Origin of the sequence: Allobosea sp. OAE752, assembly GCF_050433265.1 — a bacterium.
GTDB lineage: Bacteria > Pseudomonadota > Alphaproteobacteria > Rhizobiales > Beijerinckiaceae > Allobosea > Allobosea spartocytisi.
The window spans coordinates 89372-112472 of the sequence record NZ_JBNPXO010000009.1 but is presented as its reverse complement, the minus strand read 5'-3'; the positions used below and the strand labels follow the sequence as shown (position 1 = coordinate 112472).

Annotated in this window: 22 protein-coding genes; 18 read left to right on the top strand and 4 right to left on the bottom strand. The window is 67.4% G+C overall.

Annotated features, from left to right (window positions below; all coding sequences use genetic code 11):
• Positions 1-15: 15 nt before the first annotated feature.
• The gene (locus tag GGC47_RS21235; RefSeq protein ID WP_142022791.1) at positions 16-681 is read right to left on the bottom strand and encodes a GntR family transcriptional regulator; all 666 of its coding nucleotides are present in this window, start codon (positions 679-681) and stop codon (positions 16-18) included.
• 170 nt (positions 682-851) lie between these two features.
• Between GGC47_RS21235 and GGC47_RS21230 the strand changes: the two genes are divergently transcribed.
• The 5 genes from GGC47_RS21230 to GGC47_RS21210 are packed head-to-tail and all read left to right on the top strand — an operon-like array spanning position 852 to position 6900.
• On the top strand, positions 852-1736 hold the full coding sequence (locus GGC47_RS21230) for an alpha/beta hydrolase family protein (protein ID WP_370955612.1): 885 nt from the start codon (positions 852-854) through the stop codon (positions 1734-1736).
• A 55-nt stretch (positions 1737-1791) separates the two neighbouring features.
• Positions 1792-3333, top strand: coding sequence for an ABC transporter substrate-binding protein (locus GGC47_RS21225; RefSeq protein ID WP_370955611.1), 1542 nt, complete (start codon positions 1792-1794; stop codon positions 3331-3333).
• A gap of 35 nt (positions 3334-3368) precedes the next feature.
• Positions 3369-4313 (top strand): ABC transporter permease, encoded by a 945-nt coding sequence (locus tag GGC47_RS21220; RefSeq protein ID WP_038362793.1) that lies wholly within the window; start codon positions 3369-3371, stop codon positions 4311-4313.
• Between the two features lie 50 nt (positions 4314-4363).
• A complete protein-coding gene (locus GGC47_RS21215) occupies positions 4364-5182 on the top strand; it encodes an ABC transporter permease (RefSeq protein ID WP_038364018.1) in 819 nt (272 codons plus the stop codon).
• Positions 5179-6900 carry an ABC transporter ATP-binding protein gene (locus tag GGC47_RS21210; RefSeq protein WP_142022789.1) on the top strand — a complete coding sequence of 574 codons (1722 nt, stop codon included), beginning with the start codon at positions 5179-5181 and terminating at the stop codon, positions 6898-6900. Before GGC47_RS21215 ends, GGC47_RS21210 begins: the two co-directional genes overlap by 4 nt.
• 126 nt (positions 6901-7026) lie before the next feature.
• On the opposite strand, the gene GGC47_RS21205 is transcribed toward GGC47_RS21210, so the two are convergent.
• Genes GGC47_RS21205 through GGC47_RS21195 form a run of 3 tightly spaced genes read right to left on the bottom strand, consistent with a single transcriptional unit; the run spans position 7027 to position 10039 of the window.
• The gene (locus GGC47_RS21205; RefSeq protein WP_142022788.1) at positions 7027-8223 is read right to left on the bottom strand and encodes an extracellular solute-binding protein; all 1197 of its coding nucleotides are present in this window, start codon (positions 8221-8223) and stop codon (positions 7027-7029) included.
• 31 nt (positions 8224-8254) lie between these two features.
• Positions 8255-9289 carry an N-acetylglucosamine-6-phosphate deacetylase gene (locus tag GGC47_RS21200; protein WP_142022787.1) on the bottom strand — a complete coding sequence of 345 codons (1035 nt, stop codon included), beginning with the start codon at positions 9287-9289 and terminating at the stop codon, positions 8255-8257.
• Between the two features lie 3 nt (positions 9290-9292).
• On the bottom strand, positions 9293-10039 hold the full coding sequence (locus tag GGC47_RS21195; RefSeq protein WP_142022786.1) for a glucosamine-6-phosphate deaminase: 747 nt from the start codon (positions 10037-10039) through the stop codon (positions 9293-9295).
• Positions 10040-10171: 132 nt separating this feature from the next.
• Here GGC47_RS21195 and GGC47_RS21190 point away from each other — a divergent pair, with 132 nt between their 5' ends.
• From GGC47_RS21190 to GGC47_RS21130, 13 genes are all read left to right on the top strand, one after another.
• Positions 10172-11356, top strand: a complete 1185-nt coding sequence (locus GGC47_RS21190) for an ROK family protein (protein ID WP_142022785.1) — start codon at positions 10172-10174, stop codon at positions 11354-11356.
• A gap of 147 nt (positions 11357-11503) precedes the next feature.
• On the top strand, positions 11504-12685 hold the full coding sequence (locus GGC47_RS21185) for an extracellular solute-binding protein (RefSeq protein ID WP_142022784.1): 1182 nt from the start codon (positions 11504-11506) through the stop codon (positions 12683-12685).
• Positions 12686-12697: 12 nt separating this feature from the next.
• On the top strand, positions 12698-13720 hold the full coding sequence (locus GGC47_RS21180) for a Gfo/Idh/MocA family protein (RefSeq protein WP_142022783.1): 1023 nt from the start codon (positions 12698-12700) through the stop codon (positions 13718-13720).
• A gap of 9 nt (positions 13721-13729) precedes the next feature.
• Positions 13730-14740: a Gfo/Idh/MocA family protein gene (locus GGC47_RS21175; RefSeq protein ID WP_370955609.1), complete on the top strand. Its 1011-nt coding sequence runs from the start codon at positions 13730-13732 to the stop codon at positions 14738-14740.
• A gap of 50 nt (positions 14741-14790) precedes the next feature.
• Positions 14791-15510, top strand: a complete 720-nt coding sequence (locus GGC47_RS21170) for a GntR family transcriptional regulator (protein ID WP_142022781.1) — start codon at positions 14791-14793, stop codon at positions 15508-15510.
• Positions 15507-17036: a xylulokinase gene (locus tag GGC47_RS21165; protein ID WP_142022780.1), complete on the top strand. Its 1530-nt coding sequence runs from the start codon at positions 15507-15509 to the stop codon at positions 17034-17036. The genes GGC47_RS21170 and GGC47_RS21165 overlap by 4 nt, the downstream gene beginning before the upstream one ends.
• A 12-nt stretch (positions 17037-17048) precedes the next feature.
• Entirely contained in the window at positions 17049-17861 is an 813-nt protein-coding gene (locus GGC47_RS21160) for a BtpA/SgcQ family protein (RefSeq protein ID WP_038362777.1), read from the top strand.
• Position 17862: 1 nt separating this feature from the next.
• Entirely contained in the window at positions 17863-18657 is a 795-nt protein-coding gene (locus GGC47_RS21155) for an SDR family NAD(P)-dependent oxidoreductase (RefSeq protein WP_185748009.1), read from the top strand.
• A gap of 5 nt (positions 18658-18662) precedes the next feature.
• The gene (locus GGC47_RS21150) at positions 18663-19619 is read left to right on the top strand and encodes an ABC transporter permease (protein ID WP_210245687.1); all 957 of its coding nucleotides are present in this window, start codon (positions 18663-18665) and stop codon (positions 19617-19619) included.
• A gap of 44 nt (positions 19620-19663) precedes the next feature.
• Positions 19664-20608, top strand: a complete 945-nt coding sequence (locus tag GGC47_RS21145; RefSeq protein WP_142022778.1) for a sugar ABC transporter substrate-binding protein — start codon at positions 19664-19666, stop codon at positions 20606-20608.
• 184 nt (positions 20609-20792) lie between these two features.
• Positions 20793-21557, top strand: coding sequence for an ATP-binding cassette domain-containing protein (locus GGC47_RS21140; RefSeq protein WP_142022777.1), 765 nt, complete (start codon positions 20793-20795; stop codon positions 21555-21557).
• 4 nt (positions 21558-21561) lie between these two features.
• A complete protein-coding gene (locus tag GGC47_RS21135; protein WP_142022776.1) occupies positions 21562-22491 on the top strand; it encodes a nucleoside hydrolase in 930 nt (309 codons plus the stop codon).
• Between the two features lie 11 nt (positions 22492-22502).
• Complete coding sequence (locus tag GGC47_RS21130) at positions 22503-23024, top strand: hypothetical protein (RefSeq protein ID WP_142022775.1); 522 nt, start codon at positions 22503-22505, stop codon at positions 23022-23024.
• Positions 23025-23101 lie beyond the last annotated feature (77 nt).

Here is a 23101-nt window from a genome sequence, read left to right as displayed (position 1 = left end):
CGGAAACGCTGCGGCTCACACCGGCACAGCCAGTGGCGGCACCAGCGTAGCCCCCTTGGCGACATGCGTCGCGACCAGGGCGGCAAGGCGGCCGGCGTCGCGCGCCTTCAGGGCCTCCATCATCGCATAGTGCTCGCGGTCGCTGCGCAGCAGAGATTCATGCGAGCTCCACACCGTGATCCGTGAGCCGCGCCCGCGATCGCGCAAGGCCCAGATCGTCTCCTGCAACACGGCATTTCCGCAGAAGGAGTACATCAGTTGATGGAAGGCGTGGTTGATCTCGCTCTGCTCGGTGCGGCTGCCGGTCAATACGGCCGCCGAGAACTGCGCCGCCAGTTCGTCGAGCCGCGCGATCCCGGCTTCGTCGATGCGCGCGACCGCTCTTTCCGCCGCCGCCGTCTCGAGCATGACCCGGATCGCGACGATCTCCTGATAGGTCTTCATGTCGATCTCGGCGACGCGGTAGCCCCGGTTCGGGACATGCTCGATCGTCTTGCGCACGGCGAGCTCGTCGAGGGCGCCGCGCACGTCGAAGCGCGTCGCCTCGAAACGTTCCTCCAAATCGATCTGGCGCAGCCATTCGCCCGGTCGATACATCCGCAGGCGGATGGCCTCCGCGATCGCATTGGCGAGGTCGGCCCGTCGGGTGCCGGTGTTTTTGCGTTTCCGCTCGGACGTCATGGCAGGCTCTCTAAAGCATTCTCGAGCGAAATCGACACCGGTTGGCGTAAACAAAATGGGGCAAATCAATGCTCTAGCAGGAATTGTCCGGCGCGGCAGAAGTTGGTTGCGGAACGGACCATAACATGCAACATAATTGGCGCCAATAATTTCACCAGAGGAGCAGGCCCGTGAGCGCCGTGGCAGAACAGACCGGCAAGCCGGAAGACGAGGCAGCCGCGCGCGGCAAGGCGCTCTACGAATACGGGCCGACCTCGATCTATTCGGCGAAGCACGATCCGCGCTTCCCCTACTGCCTCTATGTGCCGCCGAATCTCGGAAAGACCGGCGAGAAGCCGGAGCTGATCGTCGCGATGCACGGCACCGGCCGCGGCTTCACCGGCTATCGCGACGCCTTCTCGGCCTTCGCCCGCTGGAACAACTGCATCATCCTGGCACCGCTCTTCCCGATCGGCGTGATGGGCGACGGCTATCGCGACGGCTTCAAATACATGCGCGAAGGCAATCTCCGTTACGACCACGTCCTGCTCGCCATCGTCGACGAGGTCTGCGAGCGCTATCGTCTCGCCTTCGAGCGCTTCGGCCTGTTCGGCTATTCCGGCGGCGGCCATTTCGCCCATCGCTTCCTGATGCTCCAGCCGCACAGGCTCTGGGGCGTCTCGATCGGCGCGCCCGGCTCGGTGACCCTGCTCGATCCCAGCCGCGACTGGTGGGTCGGCACGCGCAACTTCGCCGAACTCTTCGGCCAGGAGCTCGACATCCCCGCCATGCGGAAGGTCGCGGTTCAGATGATCGTCGGCGCCGCCGATCTCGAGACCTGGGAGATCACCCACAAGCCCGGCGGCCGCAACTGGATGCCGGACGCCAACCATGCCGGCGCGACGCGGCCCGAGCGGCTGGCAAGCTTGCGCGACAACTTCGCGGAAAACGGCATCGCTGCCCGCTTCGACCTCGTGCCGAACACGCCGCATGACGGCCAGAAGGTCGTGCCGACCGTCGAGGATTTCTTCGCCGGCGAGCTCAAGAAGCTCCGCAGCGCCCGCAAGGCCGCCTGACGGCTAAACCGATAAGCATGTCGATCACGACAGCAACGACAACAGGGGAATGACCATGAACCGTCTGTTCGCTTCCGCCTTTGCGCTCGCCCTGTCGGCGGGCGCGCTCAACGCGCAAACGCTCACCGCCGTGCTCAATGCCGACATCCGCTCGACCAATCCCGGCGTGAACCGGGACGGCAACACCGACGCCGTCGAGATGCACATGGTCGAGGGCCTCGTCGGCTATGCCGAGGACGGCTCGGTCGGCCCGCTGCTGGCGGAAAAGGTCGAGATCTCGCCCGACGGCAAGACCTATACCTTCCGCCTGCGCAAGGGCGTGAAGTTCCATAACGGCGCGACCATGACCTCGGCCGACGTGCTGTGGAGCTGGAACCGCTACATGGACCCGAAGACCGACTGGCGCTGCCTCTCCGATCTCGACGGGCGCAGCGGCCTCAAGGTCGTCTCGGCCACGGCCCCGGATGCCGACACCTTCGTCATGGAGATCGACAAGCCGAACGGGCTCTTCCTCGACACGCTCGCCCGCCAGGATTGCGGCGGCACGGCCGTGATCCACAAGGATTCCGTCAAGGCCGACGGGAGCTGGGACAAGCCGGTCGGCACCGGCCCCTTCATGCTCGGCGAATGGAAGCGCGGTCAGTCGGTCCAGCTCCTCGCCTTCGACCAGTACGTCTCGCCGAAGGGCGACAAGCGCGATGGCTATATCGGCTCCAAGCGCCCGCTGGTGAAGGAAGCGCGCTTCCTGGTCATCCCTGATGCGGCGACGGTGAAAGCCGGCCTGCTCGCAGGCTCGCTCGACATGGCGCTGATGCCGGAATCGGACGTGCCCGACCTGAAGAACGCCCCCAATGTTACGCTGGCGATCGCCCCCAACCCGGTCCGCCACAGCCTGATCATCCAGACGCGCGACCCGCTGATGAAGAACCAGGCCCTGCGCCAGGCGATCGCCGCCGCGATCGACTTCCCCGAGCTCGTCGCCAATGTCAGCAACGGCCTCGGCAAGCCCAACAACTCGCCGGTCTACATGACCTCGAAATACTATGGCGAGGCCGAGAAGCAGGGCTTCAAATACGATCCCGCCGCGGCCAAGGCCCTGCTCCAGAAGGCCGGCTACAAGGGCGAGAAGATCACCATCCTCGCCAACAAGCGCTCCTCGGTGCCGAGCTTCAACACCGCGGTCATCGCCCAGGCGATGATGCAGGCGGTCGGCATCAACGCCGAGATCGAGGTCCTTGAGTGGGCGACGCAGCTCGACCGCTACAACAAGGGCAACTACCAGATGCAGGCCTTCTCCTATTCGAGCCGCTTCGACCCCGCGCTCGGCTTCGAGCAGATCTCCGGCCCGAAGGACAAGCAGCCGCGCAAAGTCTGGGAGGATCCCGAAGCGCTCGCCCTGATCGACAAGTCGATGGTGGTGACCGATCCGGCCGAGCGCCAGAAGCTCTTCGACGAATTGCACAAGCGCTTCATCGAGCAGGTGCCGACGATCTTCACCCATAACGATCTCGACATCATCGCCCATTCCAAGCGCGTGACCGGCGTGACGCCCTGGGCGTCGCAGCTGCGGCTCTGGGAAGTCAGCGTCGCCAAGTAGGCGGCTTCCGGGATCGTCGAGCTTGGGAGGCTTGCATGTTTCGCTTTGCGCTGACGCGGATAGGGATGGCGTTGCCGACGCTGCTGATCGTGGCGGTGTCGGTCTTCGTCCTGATCCGGCTGATTCCGGGTGATCCGGCCCAGTTGATGCTGGGCGATCTGGCGACGCCGGCGAGCCTCGCCGATCTGCGCGGCCGGCTCGGCCTCGACCAGAGCCTGCCGGTGCAGTTCGGCATCTGGTTCGGCCATGTCCTGCACGGCGATTTCGGCCAGTCGATCTCGTCGCAGCAGGCGGTGCTGCCGCTGATCCTGCAGCGTTTCGCGGTCAGCGCGCAGATCGTGCTCGTTGCCGTGCTGCTGGCGAGCCTGTTTGCCGTTCCGGCCGGCGTGATCGCCGCCTGGAAGCAGGATTCGTCCCTCGATATCGGCCTCGTCAGCGCCGCCACGCTGCTGCTCTCGATCCCGACCTTCTGGCTCGGCCTGCTGCTCCTGCTCTTCTTCGGCCTCAAGCTCGGCTGGCTGCCGGTCGTCGGCTATGTCTCGATCGCCGAGAACGCCAAGGCCGGCCTGCTCTACCTGATCATGCCGATCCTGACGCTGTTCCTGCACGAGATGGGCGTCATCCTGCGCATGGCGCGCGCCTCGACGCTGGAGGTGCTCCGGCTCGACTACATCACCCATGCCCGCGCCAAGGGCCTGAGCGAGAGCGCCGTGCTCTGGCGCCACGCCTTCAAGAACGCCTTCGGCCCGACCTGGACGCTGATCGGCCTCGTGCTCGGCAACCTGCTCGGCGGCATCGCGGTCGTCGAGACCGTCTTCACCATCCCCGGATTGGGCCGCCTGCTCGTCGATGCGATCTTCGCGCGCGACTACCCGGTCATCCAGGGCTGCATGCTCTTCGTCGCCTTCACCTATGTGCTGGTGAACCTCGTCATCGACCTCTGCTACCCGGTCTTCGATCCAAGGGTGACTGCGCAATGAGCGGCGACGGCACAATGACCCGCAGCAGCACGATGAGCGGCGAGCGCCGCCTGAAGCTCCCCGCCCCCAATGCGCTCGTCGGCGGCACGCTGATCGCGATCCTGCTCGCCGCCGCCGGCACCGGCGCGCTCTGGACGCCCTACGACCCGCTCAAGCTCTCCTTCCGCGAGAAGCTCGTGGCGCCCAATGCGCTGCACTGGCTCGGCACCGACGAGTTCGGCCGCGACGTGCTCTCGCGCCTGATGGCGGGTGCTGCGACGAGCGTGTGGATCAGCATCCTGACCGTGACGCTCGCCGTCGTGATGGGCACCACGATCGGCCTGTTCTCCGGCTATATGCGCGGCTGGACCGACCGCGTCATCATGGCCTTCAACGACGCACTGCTCGCCTTCCCCGGCATCCTGCTGGCGCTCGGCTTGCTTGCCGTGCTCGGCGCCAACAAATACGGCATCATCGTCGCGCTGGGCATCGCCTATACGCCCTCGGTGGCGCGCGTCGTACGCGGCACGGTGCTCTCGCTGCGCGAGCGCGAATTCATCGCAGCCTCCCGCGTCATGGGCAATGGCGAGGGCTTCACCATGCTCCGCCACATCCTGCCGAACTGCATCGCGCCGCTGACCGTGCTGGCGACCTCGATGTTCGGCTATGTGCTGCTGGCTGAGAGCGCGCTCTCCTTCCTCGGTCTCGGCGTGCCGCCGCCGGCCCCGACCTGGGGCAACATGCTCGCCGGTTCCCGGCCCTATATCGACCAGGCCGCCTGGCTCGGCATCTTCCCGGGCCTGTGCATCTCGCTGACCCTGCTCGGCATCAACCTGCTCGGCGACGCGCTGCGCGACAAGCTCGACCCACGGATGAGGGGCTCGCGATGACCACCAAAGCGTTTTCAAGCGAAGTGGGCGCCGGTTCGCGTGAAGAAAACGCGTCGAACAAGGCCGCTGCACCTCTTCTCGACGTAGCTGGCCTGACGCTGAAGATCGGCGCCAGCGGCCGCAGCGTCGTCAACGACGTCTCCTTCCAGGTCTTCCCGGGCGAGATCGTCGGCATCGTCGGCGAATCCGGCTCGGGCAAGACGCTCGCGGCCCGCGCCGTGATGGGCTTCATCCCGCCGGCCGTGCGCCTGACCGGCGGCGCCATCCGCTTCGAGGGCCAGGATGTGATGGCGATGTCGGGCAAGGATCTGCGCGCCATGCGCGGCTCCCGCGTCGGCATGGTCTTTCAGGAGCCGATGACCTCGCTCAACCCCTCCATGCTGATCGGCCGCCAGCTCGACGAGGGGCTTGAGCTGCATCGCAAGCTCGATGCCGCCGGGCGCAAGGCGCTGATCCTCGACATGCTCCGGCGCGTCGGCCTGCGCGATCCGGAAGGGGCGCTCGACTCCTACCCGCATCAGTTCTCGGGCGGCATGCGCCAGCGCATCATGCTGGCCTCCGTGATGCTGCTCAAGCCGGCTCTGCTCCTCGCCGATGAGCCGACCACCGCGCTCGACGCCGTGGTCCAGCGCGACGTGATGGAGCTGATGGTCGACCTGACCCAGGCCAACGACACCGCCGTGCTGCTGATCTCGCATGATCTCGGCATGGTCGCGCGCTATTGCAGCCGCATCGTCGTGATGTGCCAGGGCGACGTCGTCGAGCAGGGCTCGGCCGAGGACATCCTCGCCCGGCCGCAGCACCCCTACACCCGCAAGCTGCTGGCGGCGATGCCGCAGCGCCTGCCGGCCCGCTTCCTGCCGCAGGATCAGACCCCGATCGTCGCCGTGCGCGACCTCATCGTCGACTATCCCGGCCGGCAGGGCTTCTTCCGCAAGAGCGCGCCCAAGCGCGCCCTGCACGGCATCAGCATCGACGTGCAGCCGGGCGAGGTCGTCGCGGTGGTTGGCGGCTCCGGCTCGGGCAAGACGACGCTCGGCCAGTCGATCGCCGGGTTGGTCAAGCCCTCGGGCGGCGAGATCCTGTTCAACGGCAAGCCGATCGCGAAGAGCGACACCGCCTATTGGGACTACCGGCTCAACTGTCAGATGGTCTTCCAGGACCCCTATTCGTCGCTCGACCCGCGCATGACCATCGGCCAGCTCGTCGGCGAACCGCTACGGCTGGTCGAGGCGATGAGCGGCACGCAGAAGAAGGCCCGCGTCGCCGAGGTGCTGGCCGAGGTCGGGTTGAAGGACGGCTTCGCCGATCGCTATCCGCACGAGCTTTCCGGCGGCCAACGCCAGCGCGTCGCCATCGCCCGTGCCATCGTGCGGCGGCCGAGCTTCGTCATCGCCGACGAGCCGGTCTCGGCGCTCGACGTGACCGTGCGCGCGCAGGTGCTGGAACTCTTCGACGACCTGCAGAAGAAGCACGGCTTCTCCTGCCTGTTCATCAGCCACGATCTCGGCGTGGTCGAGCAGGTCGCCGACCGTGTCATCGTCATGCATGAGGGCCGCATCGTCGAGGAAGGTCCCCGCGACGACATCTTCGACAACCCGCAGCACGACTATACCAAGAAGCTGCTCTCGGCCGTGCCCGGCCTCGAAGGCACCGGCGACGGCGGCGTCAGGCTGTTCTGGCGATTGGGCGAGGGCGAGGCTCCCGCCTCGGCTTGAAAGCAGGCCGTCATGCTCGGGCTTGCCCCGAGCGTCTCGTGCCGGAGGAGGCTCCCCCACCTTCTTGTCCGGAGATTCTCGGGTCGGCGCTGACGCGACGCCCGAGAATGACGTGCAGGGAAGAACTCAGCCCTTGCGCTGCTTGGCGCCGACGAGTTCGTCCCATTTGCGGAAGGCGACGACCATCTTGTCGGGCTTCAGCGGCAGCTCGATCGGATTGTTGGCGATGAGCTCGGCATATTCCGGCCGGCCGAATTCCGCGATGACCTCCTGGCTGCGCTTCGGCGCCAGCGAGAGCGGCACGTTCTTCACCGCCGGGCCCGGATAGAGATAGCCCTCGTCATAGGAATAGGCCTGCATCTTCGGCTGCAGCACATGCGCCATGATGTCGAGCACGACGGCGAGGCGATCGTTCGGCACCCCCTTCGGCACGCACATGAAGAAGGCGTCCGAGACCCAATGGAAGCCCTTCAGCGTCTGGATCTTGGCTTCCTTCGGCACGATGCCGAGCGCGCGCGGGTTGATGTCCCAGCCCGTCGTCGAGATGATGATGTCACGCGAGCCGTCGCCGAACTCCTTCATCGTCGCGCCGGTGCCGGCCGGGTAATACTCGATGTGCTGGCCGAGTTCCTGCAGATAGGCCCAGGTCTTGTCCCAGCCGCCGACCGGATCCTGCGGGTCCTTGTCCCCCAGCAGATAGGGCAGGCCCATCATGAAGGTGCGGCCGGGTCCCGAATTGGTCGGGCGCGCATACATGAACTTGTTGGGATGGGCCTTGGCCCAGGCCAGCAGCTCCTCCGCCGTGGTCGGCACCTGTTTGACGCGGTCGGGCATGTATTCGAGCAGCGGGCCGGACGGGTAATAGTTCATCACCACGCCGAAGCCCGCACCTTGCGCCTTGTGCAGGTTGAGCGCCGCCGGCTCGTAGTTCTCCTCGAGACCGGGGAACTTGTCGGCGAAATCCGGGAAGATCTTGAGCCAGAGATTCTGCTCGAGCCCGGCCGCGAGGCCGTCCGAACCGGTCAGCACGAGGTCGAGATCGGAGCGGCCGGCATCCTGCTGCGCCTTGATCTTGCTCGCAAGCTCCGGCGCCGGCGCCTTCACATAGGTGATGCGCGAGACCAGCTTGGGGTTGGCGCTGCGATAATCGTCGAAAGCCTGCTGCATCAGCGCCAGCGCCCCGCCGACATCGATGATGTTGATCGCGACCGGCGCGGAAGGCAGCGGCGGCGAAGCGGCGAAGGCGCCGCTCGCTCCGGTCGCCAGCGCCCCGAGCCCTCCGAGGACGGCGCGGCGATCGATACCCTTCGAGAATTCCGTCATGGTTCTCCCCTTTTGTTTGATGGTGACGTCTTCAGGCCGCTGCGGGTGCAGCAAATTCGCGCGTGATGTCGCCGACCCGGACGCTGCGCACCCGCAATTCCGGCGACCATGCGATCTCGCTCTCCGGCAAGGCGATGCCGGCCTTCTCCAAGGCTCCCGCGATCGCGGCGAGCGCATGGGTCGAGGCCATCGCCACCGCCTCCTCCGGCGTCGCGATGCCCCAGGCGACGACGTTGCGCACGGCGTCGTCGAGCTTGAGCGCCGAACCTGCGAGCGAAACGCCGCCGGGCTGGCGCACCGAGCCGTCAGCCGCCAGATCGACCGGCATGCCGGCGAAGCTGTAGCGCCCCGGCTCGGCGCCGGCCGCCACGACCGCGTCGGTGACCAGGATCGAGCGTTCGAGCCCCTTGGCCCGGATCAGGCTCTTCAGCGCCTTCGGATGGATATGGATGCCGTCGGCGATGAAGCCCGCCATCAGCCGGTCCTCCGCGAGCTGCGCGAAGAGCGGGTTGACCAGCTTGTGCATCTGCTGCGGCAGGCCGTTGCCGAGATGGGTCGAGAGCGTCGCGCCGGCATCGGCCGCCGCCGCCACGATCTCGAAATCCACCGCCGCATGGCCGATGGCGACGACCTTGCCCATGCCAGCCAACGCAGCCACGAGCGCGATTCCGCCCGCGACCTCGGGAGCCAGCGTCACCATCAGGATCGGCCGCGCGAGGCCTTGCTCCAGCTTCGCGATCAGGCCGGCATCCGCCGCCGTCATCGCCTCAGGCGGATGGCAGCCGGCATAGCCGCCGGTCGGATTGAGGAACGGCCCCTCCAGATGATAGCCGGGGCACATCAGCGGCCCGAGGCGGCTCTCAGCGACCGCCTTGTCGAGCGCCGCGAAGCGCGCTTCCAGCTCGTGGGGATGCGCGGTGATGATCGTTGGCAGGCAAGTGGTGACGCCGGTCGCCAGCATCGCCTCCAGCGCCCGGTCGAGCTCGGCGGCCGTGATCGTCCCGGAATTGAAGTCGACCCCGGCGAAGCCGTTGACCTGGAGATCGACAAGGCCGGGCGTGCGCATCCCTCAGCCCTTCCGGGTCAGCAGCGCGGCGGCGGCCGGATCGATGAAGAGCACGGTGCGCGGATGCGTCTGCAGGATCGAGGCGGGGCTGAGATTGCTGACCGGCCCTTCCAGCGCCGCCTTCGTGGCCTCGGCCTTGCGGGTGTCGGAAACCGAGAGCACGATCAATTCGCTCTTCAGGATCTGGCGGATGCTCATCGAGATCGCCTGCTGCGGCACCGCCTCGAAGCTCGGGAACCAGCCCTCGCCGAATTGCTGGCGCCGGCAGGCCTCGTCCAGCTCCACAACGATATAGGGCTCTTCCGTCTCGAAATCGGCCGGCGGATCGTTGAAGGCGAGGTGGCAGTTCTCGCCAATGCCGGCGAAGCAGACGCAGATGCGCCGGCCGGCGATCAGGCCGCTCAGCGCCTTCGCATTCGCCTGCGGATCCCCCTCGCCATCGACGGGAACGAAGCGCGGCGCATCGTTCAGCGGCGCCATGAAGCGCAGGCGCAGATAGCGCCGGAAGCTCGCCGGATGCGTCTCGGGCAGGCCGACATATTCGTCGAGATGGAAGGCGGTGACCTTCGACCAGTCGATGCCCTCGGCCTTGACCAGATGCGACAGCATCTCGAACTGGCTCGCGCCGGTCGCGACGACGATCGAGGCTTCCCCGTCACGTGCGATCGTCTCGCGGATCGCTTGTGCGCCCAGCGCCGCCGCCTGCCGGCCGAGAAGATCCTTGTCGGAGGCGACATGCATCTCGATCATCGATTTTTGAACCTTTTGCGAGCTAAAATTTCCGATATTCTGGCACTGAGCTTCACCAAGGCCGCTCCGGAACGCAATGATTAATTTTGAACGCAACCGTTCTGAAATACGGCGCTCGTTCCCGAAGCTGCCATGAGTCTGATCGCGCTCGACGAAACACGCTTCGGACTGGCGCATCAGCGCGACTGCGCTCGTGCCTATGGCTTGATCCTCGCCGGCCAGGCCCATTCGCGCGGCGACCTCAGCCGCCTGCTCGACCTGCGCTCGACCAGCACCTCGCGCGTGGTCGGGGATCTGGTGGCGCGCCGCCTCGTCATCGAAACGACCGGCGAAGCCACGGGCCGCGGCCGCCCCTCCGCCATCCTGCTGGCCCATAATCGACGGATCGGCGCCTCCGTCATCCATGTCTCCAGCCAATCCCTGTTCGGCGCGCTGGTCGATCTCAGCGGGCATCTGGTCACCGAGCGCCCCATGCCGATCGAGGCGGAGGCCAGCAACGAGACCATCGCCGAAGCCATGGCCGCGCTGGCGCGGACCCTGCTGGAGGCGATGCCGCCCGGCATGAGCCATGCCGGCACGGCGGTCTCACTCTCCGGCCTGATCGACCTGCGCCGCGGCCAATGGCTTTTGGCCTCGCGCTGGCCGCGGATGCGCGGGCTCGATGTCGAAGCGGTCCTTGCGCCCATCGCCGGGCCGGTCGAGATCTGCCGCAATCTCGATGCCGAGCTGCGCGCCCGTGCCGCCCGCGATCCCGAGCAGTTCGCCGGCGGCACGCTCCTGCTGCATTGGGGCTGGGGCATCGGCCTCGCCTATGCCGAAGACGGCAGGCCCTTCGCCCCGGCCGGCTCCTTCGGCGAGCTCGGCCATTGGCGGCTGGCCGCGCTGGGGGACCGGCCCTGCGGCTGCGGCAATACCGGCTGCCTCGAGACCGGCGCCGCGCTCTGGGCACTGCTCCCGGCCTTGCGCCGGCATTGGCCGGCGCTCGACGAGGACGAGAAGCGCCTGTCCCGCCAGTTCGCCCGGCTCGACCTCCTCGCCTTGCCGGAGATCGACACGGCCTGCCGGACCTTGGCGCGGGCGCTGGCCAATGCCTGCCGATTATTGTTTCCGGCCCGCATCGCGGTCAGCGGTCCCTTCGCCAGCAATCCGCAACTTTGGGCGCATTTCAATGCGCTGTTCCGGGCCGAGGGGACCATGGACGGCTTCGCCGTGCCGGACCTCGTCAGCGTCGATGCCAGCCAGCTCTATGAGATCCACGGCGCTGCTGCCCCGCTTCTGAGCCGGGCCGCCGAAGCGCTGCTGCTGAATTCGTCCTGAAGCACGCTCCGGTTTCGACAAATGGATGCCGGCCATGCGCAGGAATGCGCTTGTTGGCACCGAAAGTAGTGCACTAGTATCCCAGCGTAAGGGCTCCGCGGCGTCGCTCATGACGTCAGAAGAGAGCCGCGAAGCCAGGGAGAGAACATGACACATCCGACACGACGCACCGTCATGGCCGGCGCGGCCGGCCTCGCCGCGCTCAAGGCTGGAGGCGCCTTCGCGCAAGCCGCATCCGGCCCCGTCGCGCTCAACATCATCGATGTCGCCGGCAATCTCCAGCTGACCCAGGCGGCCATCGAACGCTTCGGCAAGGAAAATCCGAAGCTGATCTCGCGGCTGAACTTCTCGCGCGCGCCCTCGCCGGAGCTGCCGGGTAAGCTCAAGGCGCAGCAGGCGGCCAACCGCGTCGATATCGACCTCGTGCTGACCGGCCCCGGCGCCATGTCGGACGGCATCCAGCAGGGGCTCTGGGTCGATGTCTGGAAATCGCATGCCGCGAGCCTGCCCAAGGCCGAGGAGATCTATCACGAGCAGGCGCTGATGATGCAGCGCAACTTCGGCCAGAACGAGGGCGTCGCCGTGGTCTACTCGCCCTCCGGCCCGCTCTTCGAATATGCGCCGGACCGGCTCAAGACCGTGCCGAAGACGGCCGAGGACCTCCTCGCCTATGTGAAGCAGAACCCGAAGCGCTTCACCTATGCCCGCCCCGTCAATTCCGGCCCCGGCTGGACCTGGCTGCAGGGCCTGCCCTACATCCTCGGCGATTCCGACCCGAGCGACCCGATGAAGGGCTGGGACAAGAGCTGGGCCTATCTCAAGGAGCTCGGCACCGGCATCGACTATTACCCCGGCGGCACCGCCGCGACGATGAAGGAGCTCGGCGAAGGCACCCGCGACGTCATCGTCTCGACGCTGGGCTGGGACATCAACCCGCGCGCGCTCGGCATCGTGCCGAAGGAGGCCAAGGTCTTCGTTCTCGACAAGACCCATTGGATTCCCGACACGCAGTTCATGTGCATCCCGAAGGGCACTGCGGCCGAGAAGATGCCGGCCCTGCTCGCGCTGATGTCCTACATGCTGAAGCCGGAGGCGCAGGCCTTCACCTTCGACAAGGGCTATTTCTATCCCGGCCCGGCGGTGAAGGGCGTCACCCTGGCGCAGGCGCCGCAGGAGAGCCGCGACGTGCTCGCCGAATTCGGCCGCCCCGAATACGACAAGCTGATCGAGACCCTGCCGACCCGGCCGCCGCTGACGCCGGAGCGCCTCGTCGCCGCCTTCCGCCGCTGGGACCAGGAGGTCGGCGTCGGCCACGGGGCGCCGCAATAGGAGCTATCCGGCATGCGCTTCGCCGCCATCGGCCTCGACCACCGCCATATCTACCATATGGTCGGTGGTCTCCTCGCAGCCGGCGCGACCTGCGTCGGCTTCGATCCCGCGACCAGTGACGAGCGGGTGCTCGACGGTTTCCGCGAGCGCTTCCCGACCCTGCCAGAGGTGAGCGCGGACCGGCTGATCGACGATCCCGCGATCGATCTCATCCTCTGCGCCGCCATCCCTGCTGAGCGCGCCGCCATCGCCATCCGCGCGATGCGGGCGGGCAAGGACGTCATGGTCGACAAGCCCGGCGTCACCGATTTCGACCAGCTCGCCGCGGTCGAGCAGGCGGCAGCGGAGACCGGGCGCATCTTCTCGGTCTGCTTCTCCGAGCGCTTCATCGTTCCCGCAACGATTATAGCCGGCAAACTGATTGCCGACGGCGCGATCGGCCGCGTCGTCCAGACGCTCGGCCTCGGGCCGCATCGCTTCAACCGGGCGATCCGGCCGGGCTGGTTCTTCGACAAGCGCCATTATGGCGGCATCCTGACCGATATCGCCTCGCATCAGATCGACCAGTTCCTGCACTTCACCGGCTCGGACGATGCGGCAATCGTCGCCTCCGGCATCGGCCATTTCGGTGGGCCGGACGTCCCCGATTTCGAGGATTTCGGCGAGATCCTGCTGCGCAGCGACAAGGCCGGCGGCTATATCCGCGTCGACTGGTTCACCGCTGACGGCCTGCCCACTTGGGGCGACGGGCGCCTCACCATCCTCGGCACCGAGGGCACCATCGAATTGCGCAAATATGTCGACATCGCCGGCCGGCCGGGCACCGACCATGTCTTCCTCGTCGACAAGGCCGGCACCCGCCATATCGATGCCTCGCGCGAGCCGCTGACCTATTTTCGCGACCTGATCGTGGATATCGGCGCCCGCAGCGAGACGGCCGTGAGCCAGCGCCACACCTTCACCGTCTGCCGCCTCGCCCTGGAGGCGCAGGCGAAGGCGGCCCGGCTGCCGGTGCGGCCTGAAGCGCGATCCTGAGGAAACGCCATGACACGCAAGCTCGGCATCGCCGTGATCGGGCTCGGGCCCGCCTCCCTGCCGCACTCGAAGAGCCTCGTCGATCTGGCCGGCCGTGCCGAAGTGCGCTGGGCGGTCAGCCGCACGCCGGACCGTGCCAAGGCCTATGCGCAACAATTTCCGTTTCCGACCACGACCGATCTCGATGCCGTGCTGGCGGACCCCACCGTCGACGCCGCCATCGTGCTCACGCCGCCCTCGAGCCATCTCGACGTCTCCGCCCTCTGCCTTGAAGCCGGCAAACATGTTCTGGTCGAAAAGCCTCTGGAGCTGACCAGCGAGCGCGGCCAGCGCCTCGTCGACACCGCCCGCCGCACCGGGAAAACCTTCGGCGTCACGCTGCAGCATCGCTTCCGGCCGGCGAGCCTGCGCCTCAAGGCTGCGCTCGATTCCGGCGAACTCGGCAGCATCGAGGCCGCGTTCCTGACCGTGCCCTGGTGGCGTCCGCAGAGCTATTACGACGAGCCGGGCCGCGGCACGCTGGCCCGCGACGGCGGCGGCGTGCTGCTGACCCAGGCGATCCATTCGCTCGATCTGTTCCGCTCCCTCGTCGGCGTCTCCAAGGTCGTGGCGGCGCAGGCGCGCACCACCGCCATCCATCGCATGGAAACGGAAGACTACGTCTCCGCTCTGCTCGAAACCGGCAACGGCGCCCCCGCGACCCTCGTCACCACCACCGCCGCCTATCCAGGCTATCCTGAGCGCATCGAGATCACCGGCACGAAGGGCTTCGCCTCTCTGATCGGCGGACGGCTTCGCCTCGCCTTCCTCGACGGGCGCGAGGAGGTGGTCGAGGCCGAGGGCTCGACCGGCAGCGGCGCCAACATCATGGATTTCCCGCACGACGCCCACCGCGCCGTCATCGCCGACTTCCTCGACGCGATCGAACAAGGCCGCGATCCCGCCGTCTCCGGCGAGGAGGCCTTGGCCTCGCAGCGGCTCGTCGACGAAATCTTGCAGGCGGCGCGCCGCACCGCTTGACTTGTATCTGATTTGTATCTTCCTATACGGCATCCCGCCGGGAATGCCGCATGATCCGTTATCAGGAGATCGCCCATAGTCTCGAACTCGGCCTTGCGGCCGGGGGCGACGTTTCTCGGGCAATCCCCTCCGAGCACGAGCTTTGCGAACGCTACGGCGCGAGCCGCACCACGATCCGTGCCGCACTGAAGCAGTTGCAGGACCAGGGGCTGATCGAACGCCGGCAGGGCAAGGGCACCTTCTACCGGCCGCGCCACATCACAAAACATCTCGGCAGCATCGTCGACTTCCATAGCGAGGCCCGGATGGCCGGCCGCGTGCCGAAGACGCGGGTGCTCGCTCTCGCCACCCGCGCGGCGACGCCGGCCGAGTTCACCTTGTTCGGCGCCGACATCGCCCGCGACGGTATCGTCGACCTGCTGCGCCTGCGTAGCCTCGACGACCAGCCGGCCGTGCTGCAACGCTCGCGCCTCGGCGCCGGCGTGCTCGGCTCGGTGAGACCGGATGAGTTGATGGATGCCTCGCTCTACCGCTACCTCGCCGAATGCCGCGGCATCCATGTCGCGACCGTCGAGGAGACGCTGGAACCGCTCGCGGCCGAGTCCGAAGACGCCGGCCATCTCGGCATCCCCTCGGGCACCGCGATCTTCCGCTCGCAGCGCATCGCCCGCGACGCGGTCGGCGGCGTGATCGAGGTCAGCGACAACCTGATCCGCGGCGACATCTACCGCTTCACCATCCGCCGGCAGGTCGGGAGCGTCACTCCATGAGCGTGGTCCTCGCCTGCGATCTCGGCGGCACCAGCTTCCGCGCCGCGCTTGTCGACGCGCAAGGGCGCACACGCGCCGAAAGCGTCATCATCGGCCCGACGCTGATCGACCGCATGGGCTGGTCTGAAGTCGATGCCGAAGCCTGGTGGACGATTCTTTGTGAAGCGGCCGCCAAGCTCGCGGAGGCCGAGCCCGAACTGTTCGGCGCGATCGAAGGCATCGCCATCTGCGGCGTCACCCGCACGCAGGTCTTTCTCGGCCGCGACGGGCGCCAGCTCAGGCCGGCGATCACCTGGAAGGACACCCGTTCGGAAGCGGCCGCCGCCCGCCTGCGCGACCGGCTTGGCGCCCATCCCGAAGCCGAACGCATCAATGCCTTCCATCCGCTGGCGCGCCTCGCCTGGCTGGCCGAGGAGGAGGAAGCGAGCTTCCGGGCGCTGGCCAGCGTGCTGGAGCCGAAGGACTGGCTGAATTTCCGCCTCACCGGCCGGCAGGCGGGCGACCCCGTCTCGATGGCGCGGCTGATGGCCTGCACCGAGGTGGCGGGAGATGGCGACGCGCTCTCGGCCCTCGGCCTGAAGCCTTCGATCATTCCACCGGCACTGGAACCTTGCGAGGTGCTTGGGCCGGTCCAGCCGGGTCTGCCCGGCGCGCTCGGGCGATTGGCGGGTGTGCCGGTCTTCTGCTCGTCCAGCGATACCTGGGTCGCCGTGACCGGGCTGGGCGCGATGCGGCCCGGCTTCGCCTACAACATCTCCGGCACCACCGAAGTCCTCGGCGTCGTCGGCGAGCAGGCCGCTGCCACTGAGGGCCTGCTGACGGTCGACTGGCGCGGACTCTGGCAGCTCGGCGGTCCCAGCCAGAACGGCGCCGACACCGCCGCCTGGCTAGTGTCCCTGCTCGGCGGCACGGAGCGCGGCTTCGCGGATGTCGGCGACGGCATCGGCAAGCTGCTCGCCGGGCGGCGCCATCCGCAGCCATTGGTCTTCCTGCCCTATCTCCAGGGCGAGCGCGTGCCTTATTGGAACCCGGCCTTGCGCGGCGCCTTCCTCGGACTTGGCCGCCAGCATGGCGCGACAGATCTCGCTTTTGCCGTTCTGGAAGGTGTCGCCTGCCTCAACCGCATCGTGCTGGAACGGGCCGAGGCCGCGCTCGGCGCCCCGGTCGGCGAGATCCGATTCGGCGGCGGTGCCGCTTCCAACCCGGTCTGGGCGCAGATCAAGGCCGATCTCTGCAATCGCCCGGTCGTGGTCGGTGCCGCGAAGGAACCCGGCCTGCTCGGCGCCGCCATCATCGCCTGGACGGGGCTCGGCCGCTTCCCCTCGCTCGCGGCGGCGCAGGAGGCGCTCGTCACCCCCGCCCGGCGCTACGAACCTGATCCGGCTCGTCGCGAAGCCTATGACGCCCTGTTTGCCGTCTTCCGCCGGGCCGAGGTCGCGCTCGCGCCGATCTCGGCCGATCTCGCCGGGCTCTCGCGCAGCGCCGGCAGCCTGCCCGGCATCCATGCCACGCCATCGTCTCCGTAAGGACCCGACGCCATGAAGACCCTCGTCCAGACCGAATATGGCCGCGACCATCTGCTGGTCGGCTGCGTCCATACGCTCGCCCTGCCCGGCACGCCGCTCTACGACCGCAGCGGCGGCATGCGGAAGATCGTCAAGCAGGCGAAGGAAGAGGCCCGGATCCTGGAGGAGGCCGGCTTCCACGCTTTGCTCTACACCAATGAATCCGACATGCCCTATGAGGCCAACATGCCGGTCGAGGTCGTCGCGGCGATGACCGAGGTGATCGCCGAATGCCAGGCGCAGACGAAGCTGCCGCACGGCGTCAACATGCTGATCGACCCGCCCGCCTCCATCGCCGTCGCCCATGCCACGGGCGGGCGCTTCGTGCGCGCCTTCCTGACCGGGCTGCTCGCCGGCGATATCGGCATGATGACGCCGGACGGCGCCCGCGCCTTGCGCCTGCGCGCCAATCTCGGCGCGGAGAACATCCGCATCATCTGCAACGTCACGCCCGGCTTCTCGATCAATCTCGACACGCGCCCCGTCGAGCAGCATGCCTCGGGCGCGGTCTTCATCGGGCTCGCGGATGTCGTCTGCGTCGGCGGCCCGGCCGCCGGCAAGGAGGCGGACATCTCGGTGATCGAGCGGGTTGCGAAGCAGGTCCCGGATACCCCCGTCGCGGTCGGTACCGGCGTCGCCGAGGAGAATATCGCCCGGCTCTCGGAGGTCGCCGACATCTTCATCATCGGCACCTCGATCAAGAAAGACCGCCAGACCCTGAATCCGGTCGACCCGAAGCGCGCCCACGCCCTGGTGCGCGCCTATGAAGCCCGCAAGGCGGCCTGAGATGACCAGGCCCACCACGACCAAGCCCGTCACGCTCATCACCGGCGCCTCCGGCGGCATCGGCTCGGTCCTCGCCACGACGCTCGCGGCTGCCGGCCACCGCCTCCTGCTCTGCGGGCTCGATCAGGCCGGGCTCGATGTGCTCTCCGCCGACATCACGGCCGCAGGCGGCGAAGCGCAAACGCTGGCCGGCGATGTCCGCGAGCGCGACTTCGCGCAGGCGGCGATCGATCTCGCCGCCACGCGCTTCGGCCGGCTCGACCATCTCGTGACCGGCGCCGGCGCCTCGCGCCCCGTGCCGCTGGTCGAGATGGAGGATGACGAGTGGGACAGGCTCGTCGACATCAACCTTTCGGCCGTCTTCCGCATCTCGAAAGCCGCCGCCCGCCAGATGATCGATCAGGGCGAGGGCGGTTCGATCGTCCACATCTCCTCGATCGCCCACAGCAATGGCGGCGCCAATCTCGCCTATGGCTCGGCCAAGGGCGGCGTCGCGACCCTCACCTACGGCATGGCCCAGCAGCTCGGGCCGCATGGAATCCGCGTGAATGCGGTTGCGCCGGGCATCATCGATACGCCAATGGTGCGCAACGGATTCGCTCAGCAGTTCAACGCGCTGGTCGAGGGCGCGGCGCAGCGGACGCCGCTGGGAAGACTGGGACGGCCCGAGGATGTCGCCAACGTGATCGCTTTCCTGCTTTCGGACGGCGCCGCCTTCGTCACCGGCGCGCTCATCCCGATCACCGGCGGCATCGAGATCCTGTCGCCGATCTCGACCATCGCGAAGGGAGCCTGAACCGGATGGGCGGCGTCCACCTGCGCGAATTGATCGGCCGCTACGGCACGGCGCTCGCCGGGCTGGCGCTGATCCTGTTCTTCCTGATCTTCGCGCCGAATTTCGCTACGGCGACCAATATCATCAACGTGCTGAAGGATACGAGCTTCCTCGCCATCCTGGCGCTGGGTTTCACGCTTGCCTTCATCGTGGCTGAGCTCGATCTCTCCGTCGCCGAGGTCGCGAGCCTTGCCGCGGTGGTCTGCGGCTGGCTGATCAAGCTCCAGTATCCTCCGGCCGCAGCGGTGGCGACGGCGCTGGCAGTCGGCGTGGTCTTCGGCACGCTCAATGGCTTCGGGGTGACGCGGCTGCGCATCCCCTCCCTGATCATGACGCTGAGCACCGGCGCCATCGCGCGGGGCTGCGCCTTCATGATCACGCAGGGCGTCGCCTTCACCGGCCGCTGGCCGATCCAGTTCACTGGGCTGGCGCGCGGCACCAGCTTCGGCATTCCCAATCTCGTGCTCTGGCTGGCGGGCGCCACGCTCTTCGCCTGGGGGCTGGTCAAATGGACCCGCACCGGCGCCCATATGGTCGCGACCGGCGAGGCGGACGAGGCAGCGCGGCTCGCCGGCATCGCGACCGCGCGGATGAAGCGCATCGGCCTCCTGCTCGCCGGCGTCTTCGCCGGCATCATGGCGGTGCTGCTCGCCGCCAACCTGTCCTCGGCCGCGCCGAACATGGCGGGCGACTACCTGCTCTATGCCATCGCCGCCGTGCTGCTCGGCATGACCATGTTCGAGCCCGGCAAGCCCAACGTGCCGGGCACGGTCTTCGCGGCGCTCGTGCTCAAGGTGCTCGGCAATGGCTTGGTGCTGCTCGGCGCCGCCTATTACGTTCAGGACATCATGCTCGGCGCGATCATGATCGGCTCCGTCGCCTTCTCGGCCAGCGCGATCCGGAAGGTGGCGTTCAAGGTCTGACATTCAGAATCTGCGCTCAAAGAAACAGAAAGAGGGGAGTTCACATGTTCGGTTTGCGCAAAATGCTGGTCGCGGCGGCCGCGCTCCTGGCGCTCGGCCAATCCGCTGGCGCCTTCGAGCTCGGCGTCATCGGCTTCCAGTTCTCGTCGGAGACGCATGCCCGCGTCGCCAACGCGGCGGCTGCAGCCGCCAAGGCCAAGGGCTGGAACGTCACGCTGCTGAATTCGGAGGGCGCGCTGCCCAAGCACGCCGAGCAGTTCGACGCGCTGATCGCCAAGAAGGTCGACGCCATCATCATCGCCATGGGCAAGCCGGTCGAGGCCGACGCCCAGTTCAAGGCGGCCAAGGATGCCGGCATCCCGGTCATCACCGTGCAATCGGGGTCGAGCCCGCATGCGCTCTTCGACATCCAGTCGAACGAGTACAAGATCGGCGCCGATGCCGCGCTCTACCTGCTCGGCCAGCTCGGTTATCAGGGCAACATCCTGACCTCGCGCTTCGACCTCAACGTTGCCTCGCGCATCCGCGGCAAGATCCTCGACGCCGTGCTCTCCGAGAACCAGGCGGTGAAGGAGCTCGGCAAATTCTCGATGGGCCGCACCCAGAGCTGGCGCGACGATGTCCGCTCCGGCATGCAGGCGCTGCTCCTGCAGAACCAGGGCAAGGTCAACGGCATCTGGGCCTCCTTCGACGGGCAGGCCTACATCATCGACGACCTGCTGCAGGCCCAGGGGATCAAGAAGGGCCAGATCCCGCTCGTCTCGGTCGATGGCGGCCAGGAGAGCTATGAGCGCATCGCCGACCCCAGCTCGACCTTCATGGCGACCGTCGCCGTGCCTTTCGAGGAGATGGGCAAGAAGGCGGTCGACGCAATCCAGACCATCGTCGTCGAGAAGAGGCCGAAGGAGACCGTCGCCAGCGGCCCCTATCTCTTCATGGACGCCGTGCTCGTCGACAAGAACAACGTCCAGCAGTTCCTGAAGAAGTGATGCTCTATTCCTTCTCCCCCTGCGGGAGAAAGTGGCTCGGCGAAGCCGAGACGGATGAGGGGGCGCACCGCATTAAGTCGCTAGCGAGCAGCGTCGCGCGACCCCTCACCCCAACCCTCTCCCGCAAGGGGAGAGGGGGCAGGCCGCACCCGGCCGCTGGTGCATAGCAAGCTGGTTAAACGCCATGACCGAACCCACCCCCCTCCTCTCCCTGCGCGGCATCGGCAAGAGCTACGGCGCCGTCGTTGCCGTGCGCGAGGTCGATCTCGACATCTTCCCCGGCGAGGTCGTGGCGCTCTGCGGCGACAACGGCGCCGGCAAGTCGAGCCTGATCAAGGTGATCTCCGGCGCCGAGGAGGCGAGCAGCGGCACCATCAGCATGCGTGGAAAGCCTGTCGTCTTCGGCTCGCCGCACGACGCGCTTAGCCATGGCGTCGCAACGATCTACCAGGATCTCGCGCTGGCCCCGCGCCTCTCCATCGCCCAGAACGTCTTCATGGGCTCGGAGCTGACGAAGCCCGTGCTGCTGCCCTTCCTGCGCGTGCTCGACAAGAAGAGGATGATCGCGGAATCGCGCCGCTATCTGTCGCAGCTCTCGGCCGCCGTCACCGACATGACGAGGCCCGTGGAGCGTCTCTCCGGCGGCCAGCGCCAGGCGGTGGCGATCTCGCGCGCGCTGCGCTGGAACGCCGAGATCATCATCATGGACGAGCCGACGGCGGCGCTCGGCGTCAAGGAAAGCGCCCTCGTCCTCGACCTCATCCGCAAGCTCAAGGCCGACGGGCGCACCGTCATCCTGATCAGCCACAACATGCGCGACGTGGTGGCGCTGGCCGACCGCGTCGTCATCATGGGCGCAGGCCGCAAATATGTGGACCGGCCGCTCGGCGACCTCACCGCCGACGATATCGCCCATATGATCATGTCCGGCAACGCCAAGGCGGCCTGACAAAATGCCCGAAGCGATCATCATCGACACCGATCCGGGGCAGGACGACGCCGTTGCCCTGCTGCTCGCTTTCGCCAGCCCGGGCGAAATCGACCTCAAGGCGATCACCACCGTCGCCGGCAATGTCCCGGTGGCGCAGACCACCACGAACGCGCTGCGCATCCGCGACCTCGGCCAGCGCGGCGACATCCCGGTCTATCGCGGCGCCGAGGGACCGCTCGTCTTCCCGCTCGAAACCGCCGAATTCGTCTGCGGCCCGGACGGCTTGGCGGGAGCAGACCTTCCCGCCCCTGCCAGCGAGGCCGCGCCGGGCCATGCCGTCCAGGCGATCATCGATCTCTGCCGCGCGGCTCCCGAAGATGGCGTCACGCTTTGCCCGCTCGGGCCGCTGACCAATCTGGCGCTGGCCTTTCGGCTCGCGCCGGACATCCTGCCCAAGGTCAGGCGCATCGTGCTGATGGGCGGCGCGATCGGCCTCGGCAACATCACGCCTGCCGCCGAATTCAACGTTCATGTCGATCCGCATGCGGCGGCAATCGTCTTCGGTTGCGGCCGGCCGATCGTGATGTTCGGCCTCGGCGTCACCTTGCAGGCCATCGCCAGCCACGACCAGATCGCCCGCATCGGCGCGTGCGGCAACGCCGCCGGCAAAGCCGTCTCGGGCATGCTGACCCGCCCGCGCCCCGGCGGACTCGGCAGCGACGGCCACCCGATGCACGACCCCTGCGTCATCGCCTTCCTGCTCTGGTCGGAACTCTTCGAAGGTCGCGACTGTTTCGTCGCGGTCGAGACCGGCGACGGCCCCTTGCGCGGCCGCACCACCATCGACTGGAACGGCCGGCTCAAGCGCGCGCCCAACGCCCATGTCGTCTCGGCCGTGAAGGCCCATGAGCTGTTCGAGCGGATGATCGAACGCCTCGCCACCCTGCCCTGAAGGATCGCTCCATGCCGCATTTCGTCGAAGCGTTGCAGCAGGAGGCGGCGGACGCCATCGCGCGGATGCAGGAAACCGCGCTCCGGGCGCGCCATGCCCATGCCCGCGCCGAACTGATGCGCCACATGCTGACCACCGCCCGCAAGGTGAAGCACAAACCGAAAGCGGAAGCCGTCGAAACCGTGGTGCGCGAGTGGATGGACGCCTGGAACCTCGCTCGCAGCGACTGGCCGCACATCGCCCGAGAGATGGAAGCCTTCACCGAGGCCTTCCACGATTACGCCAACGACCCGAGCGACGCCCATGACGAGCGGCTGCGCGAGACCTGCGCCGCGCTCGACATCGTGCTGGAGAAGGAGGGTACCTCGATCTCCGACCAGATGGCCTTCCGCTCGCAATGCGCCCATGGCTGGTGGGAGCTGGTGAAGCCTCTCCCCGACGACCTGCCCGGCCGCAAGCCGCGGCCCTCGATCCCGCCGCTTGAATCCGGCAAAGCATTCTGGGAAGCCGGCTGCGCCGATTTCTGCCGGTAGGGCAGCATTGTCACGGACAAACGCCGTCATCCCGGGCTTGACCCACGATGACCCCGTGGTTCCGCGTATCATCAGCA

Coding starts and splice junctions, on each gene's coding strand:
- GGC47_RS21235 (WP_142022791.1), bottom strand. CDS start 681: ATGACGTCCGAGCGGAAACGCAAAAACACCGGCACCCGACGGGCCGAC.
- GGC47_RS21225 (WP_370955611.1), top strand. CDS start 1,792: ATGAACCGTCTGTTCGCTTCCGCCTTTGCGCTCGCCCTGTCGGCGGGC.
- GGC47_RS21220 (WP_038362793.1), top strand. CDS start 3,369: ATGTTTCGCTTTGCGCTGACGCGGATAGGGATGGCGTTGCCGACGCTG.
- GGC47_RS21210 (WP_142022789.1), top strand. CDS start 5,179: ATGACCACCAAAGCGTTTTCAAGCGAAGTGGGCGCCGGTTCGCGTGAA.
- GGC47_RS21205 (WP_142022788.1), bottom strand. CDS start 8,223: ATGACGGAATTCTCGAAGGGTATCGATCGCCGCGCCGTCCTCGGAGGG.
- GGC47_RS21200 (WP_142022787.1), bottom strand. CDS start 9,289: ATGCGCACGCCCGGCCTTGTCGATCTCCAGGTCAACGGCTTCGCCGGG.
- GGC47_RS21195 (WP_142022786.1), bottom strand. CDS start 10,039: ATGATCGAGATGCATGTCGCCTCCGACAAGGATCTTCTCGGCCGGCAG.
- GGC47_RS21190 (WP_142022785.1), top strand. CDS start 10,172: ATGAGTCTGATCGCGCTCGACGAAACACGCTTCGGACTGGCGCATCAG.
- GGC47_RS21185 (WP_142022784.1), top strand. CDS start 11,504: ATGACACATCCGACACGACGCACCGTCATGGCCGGCGCGGCCGGCCTC.
- GGC47_RS21180 (WP_142022783.1), top strand. CDS start 12,698: ATGCGCTTCGCCGCCATCGGCCTCGACCACCGCCATATCTACCATATG.
- GGC47_RS21175 (WP_370955609.1), top strand. CDS start 13,730: ATGACACGCAAGCTCGGCATCGCCGTGATCGGGCTCGGGCCCGCCTCC.
- GGC47_RS21170 (WP_142022781.1), top strand. CDS start 14,791: ATGATCCGTTATCAGGAGATCGCCCATAGTCTCGAACTCGGCCTTGCG.
- GGC47_RS21165 (WP_142022780.1), top strand. CDS start 15,507: ATGAGCGTGGTCCTCGCCTGCGATCTCGGCGGCACCAGCTTCCGCGCC.
- GGC47_RS21160 (WP_038362777.1), top strand. CDS start 17,049: ATGAAGACCCTCGTCCAGACCGAATATGGCCGCGACCATCTGCTGGTC.
- GGC47_RS21155 (WP_185748009.1), top strand. CDS start 17,863: ATGACCAGGCCCACCACGACCAAGCCCGTCACGCTCATCACCGGCGCC.
- GGC47_RS21150 (WP_210245687.1), top strand. CDS start 18,663: ATGGGCGGCGTCCACCTGCGCGAATTGATCGGCCGCTACGGCACGGCG.
- GGC47_RS21145 (WP_142022778.1), top strand. CDS start 19,664: ATGTTCGGTTTGCGCAAAATGCTGGTCGCGGCGGCCGCGCTCCTGGCG.
- GGC47_RS21140 (WP_142022777.1), top strand. CDS start 20,793: ATGACCGAACCCACCCCCCTCCTCTCCCTGCGCGGCATCGGCAAGAGC.
- GGC47_RS21135 (WP_142022776.1), top strand. CDS start 21,562: ATGCCCGAAGCGATCATCATCGACACCGATCCGGGGCAGGACGACGCC.
- GGC47_RS21130 (WP_142022775.1), top strand. CDS start 22,503: ATGCCGCATTTCGTCGAAGCGTTGCAGCAGGAGGCGGCGGACGCCATC.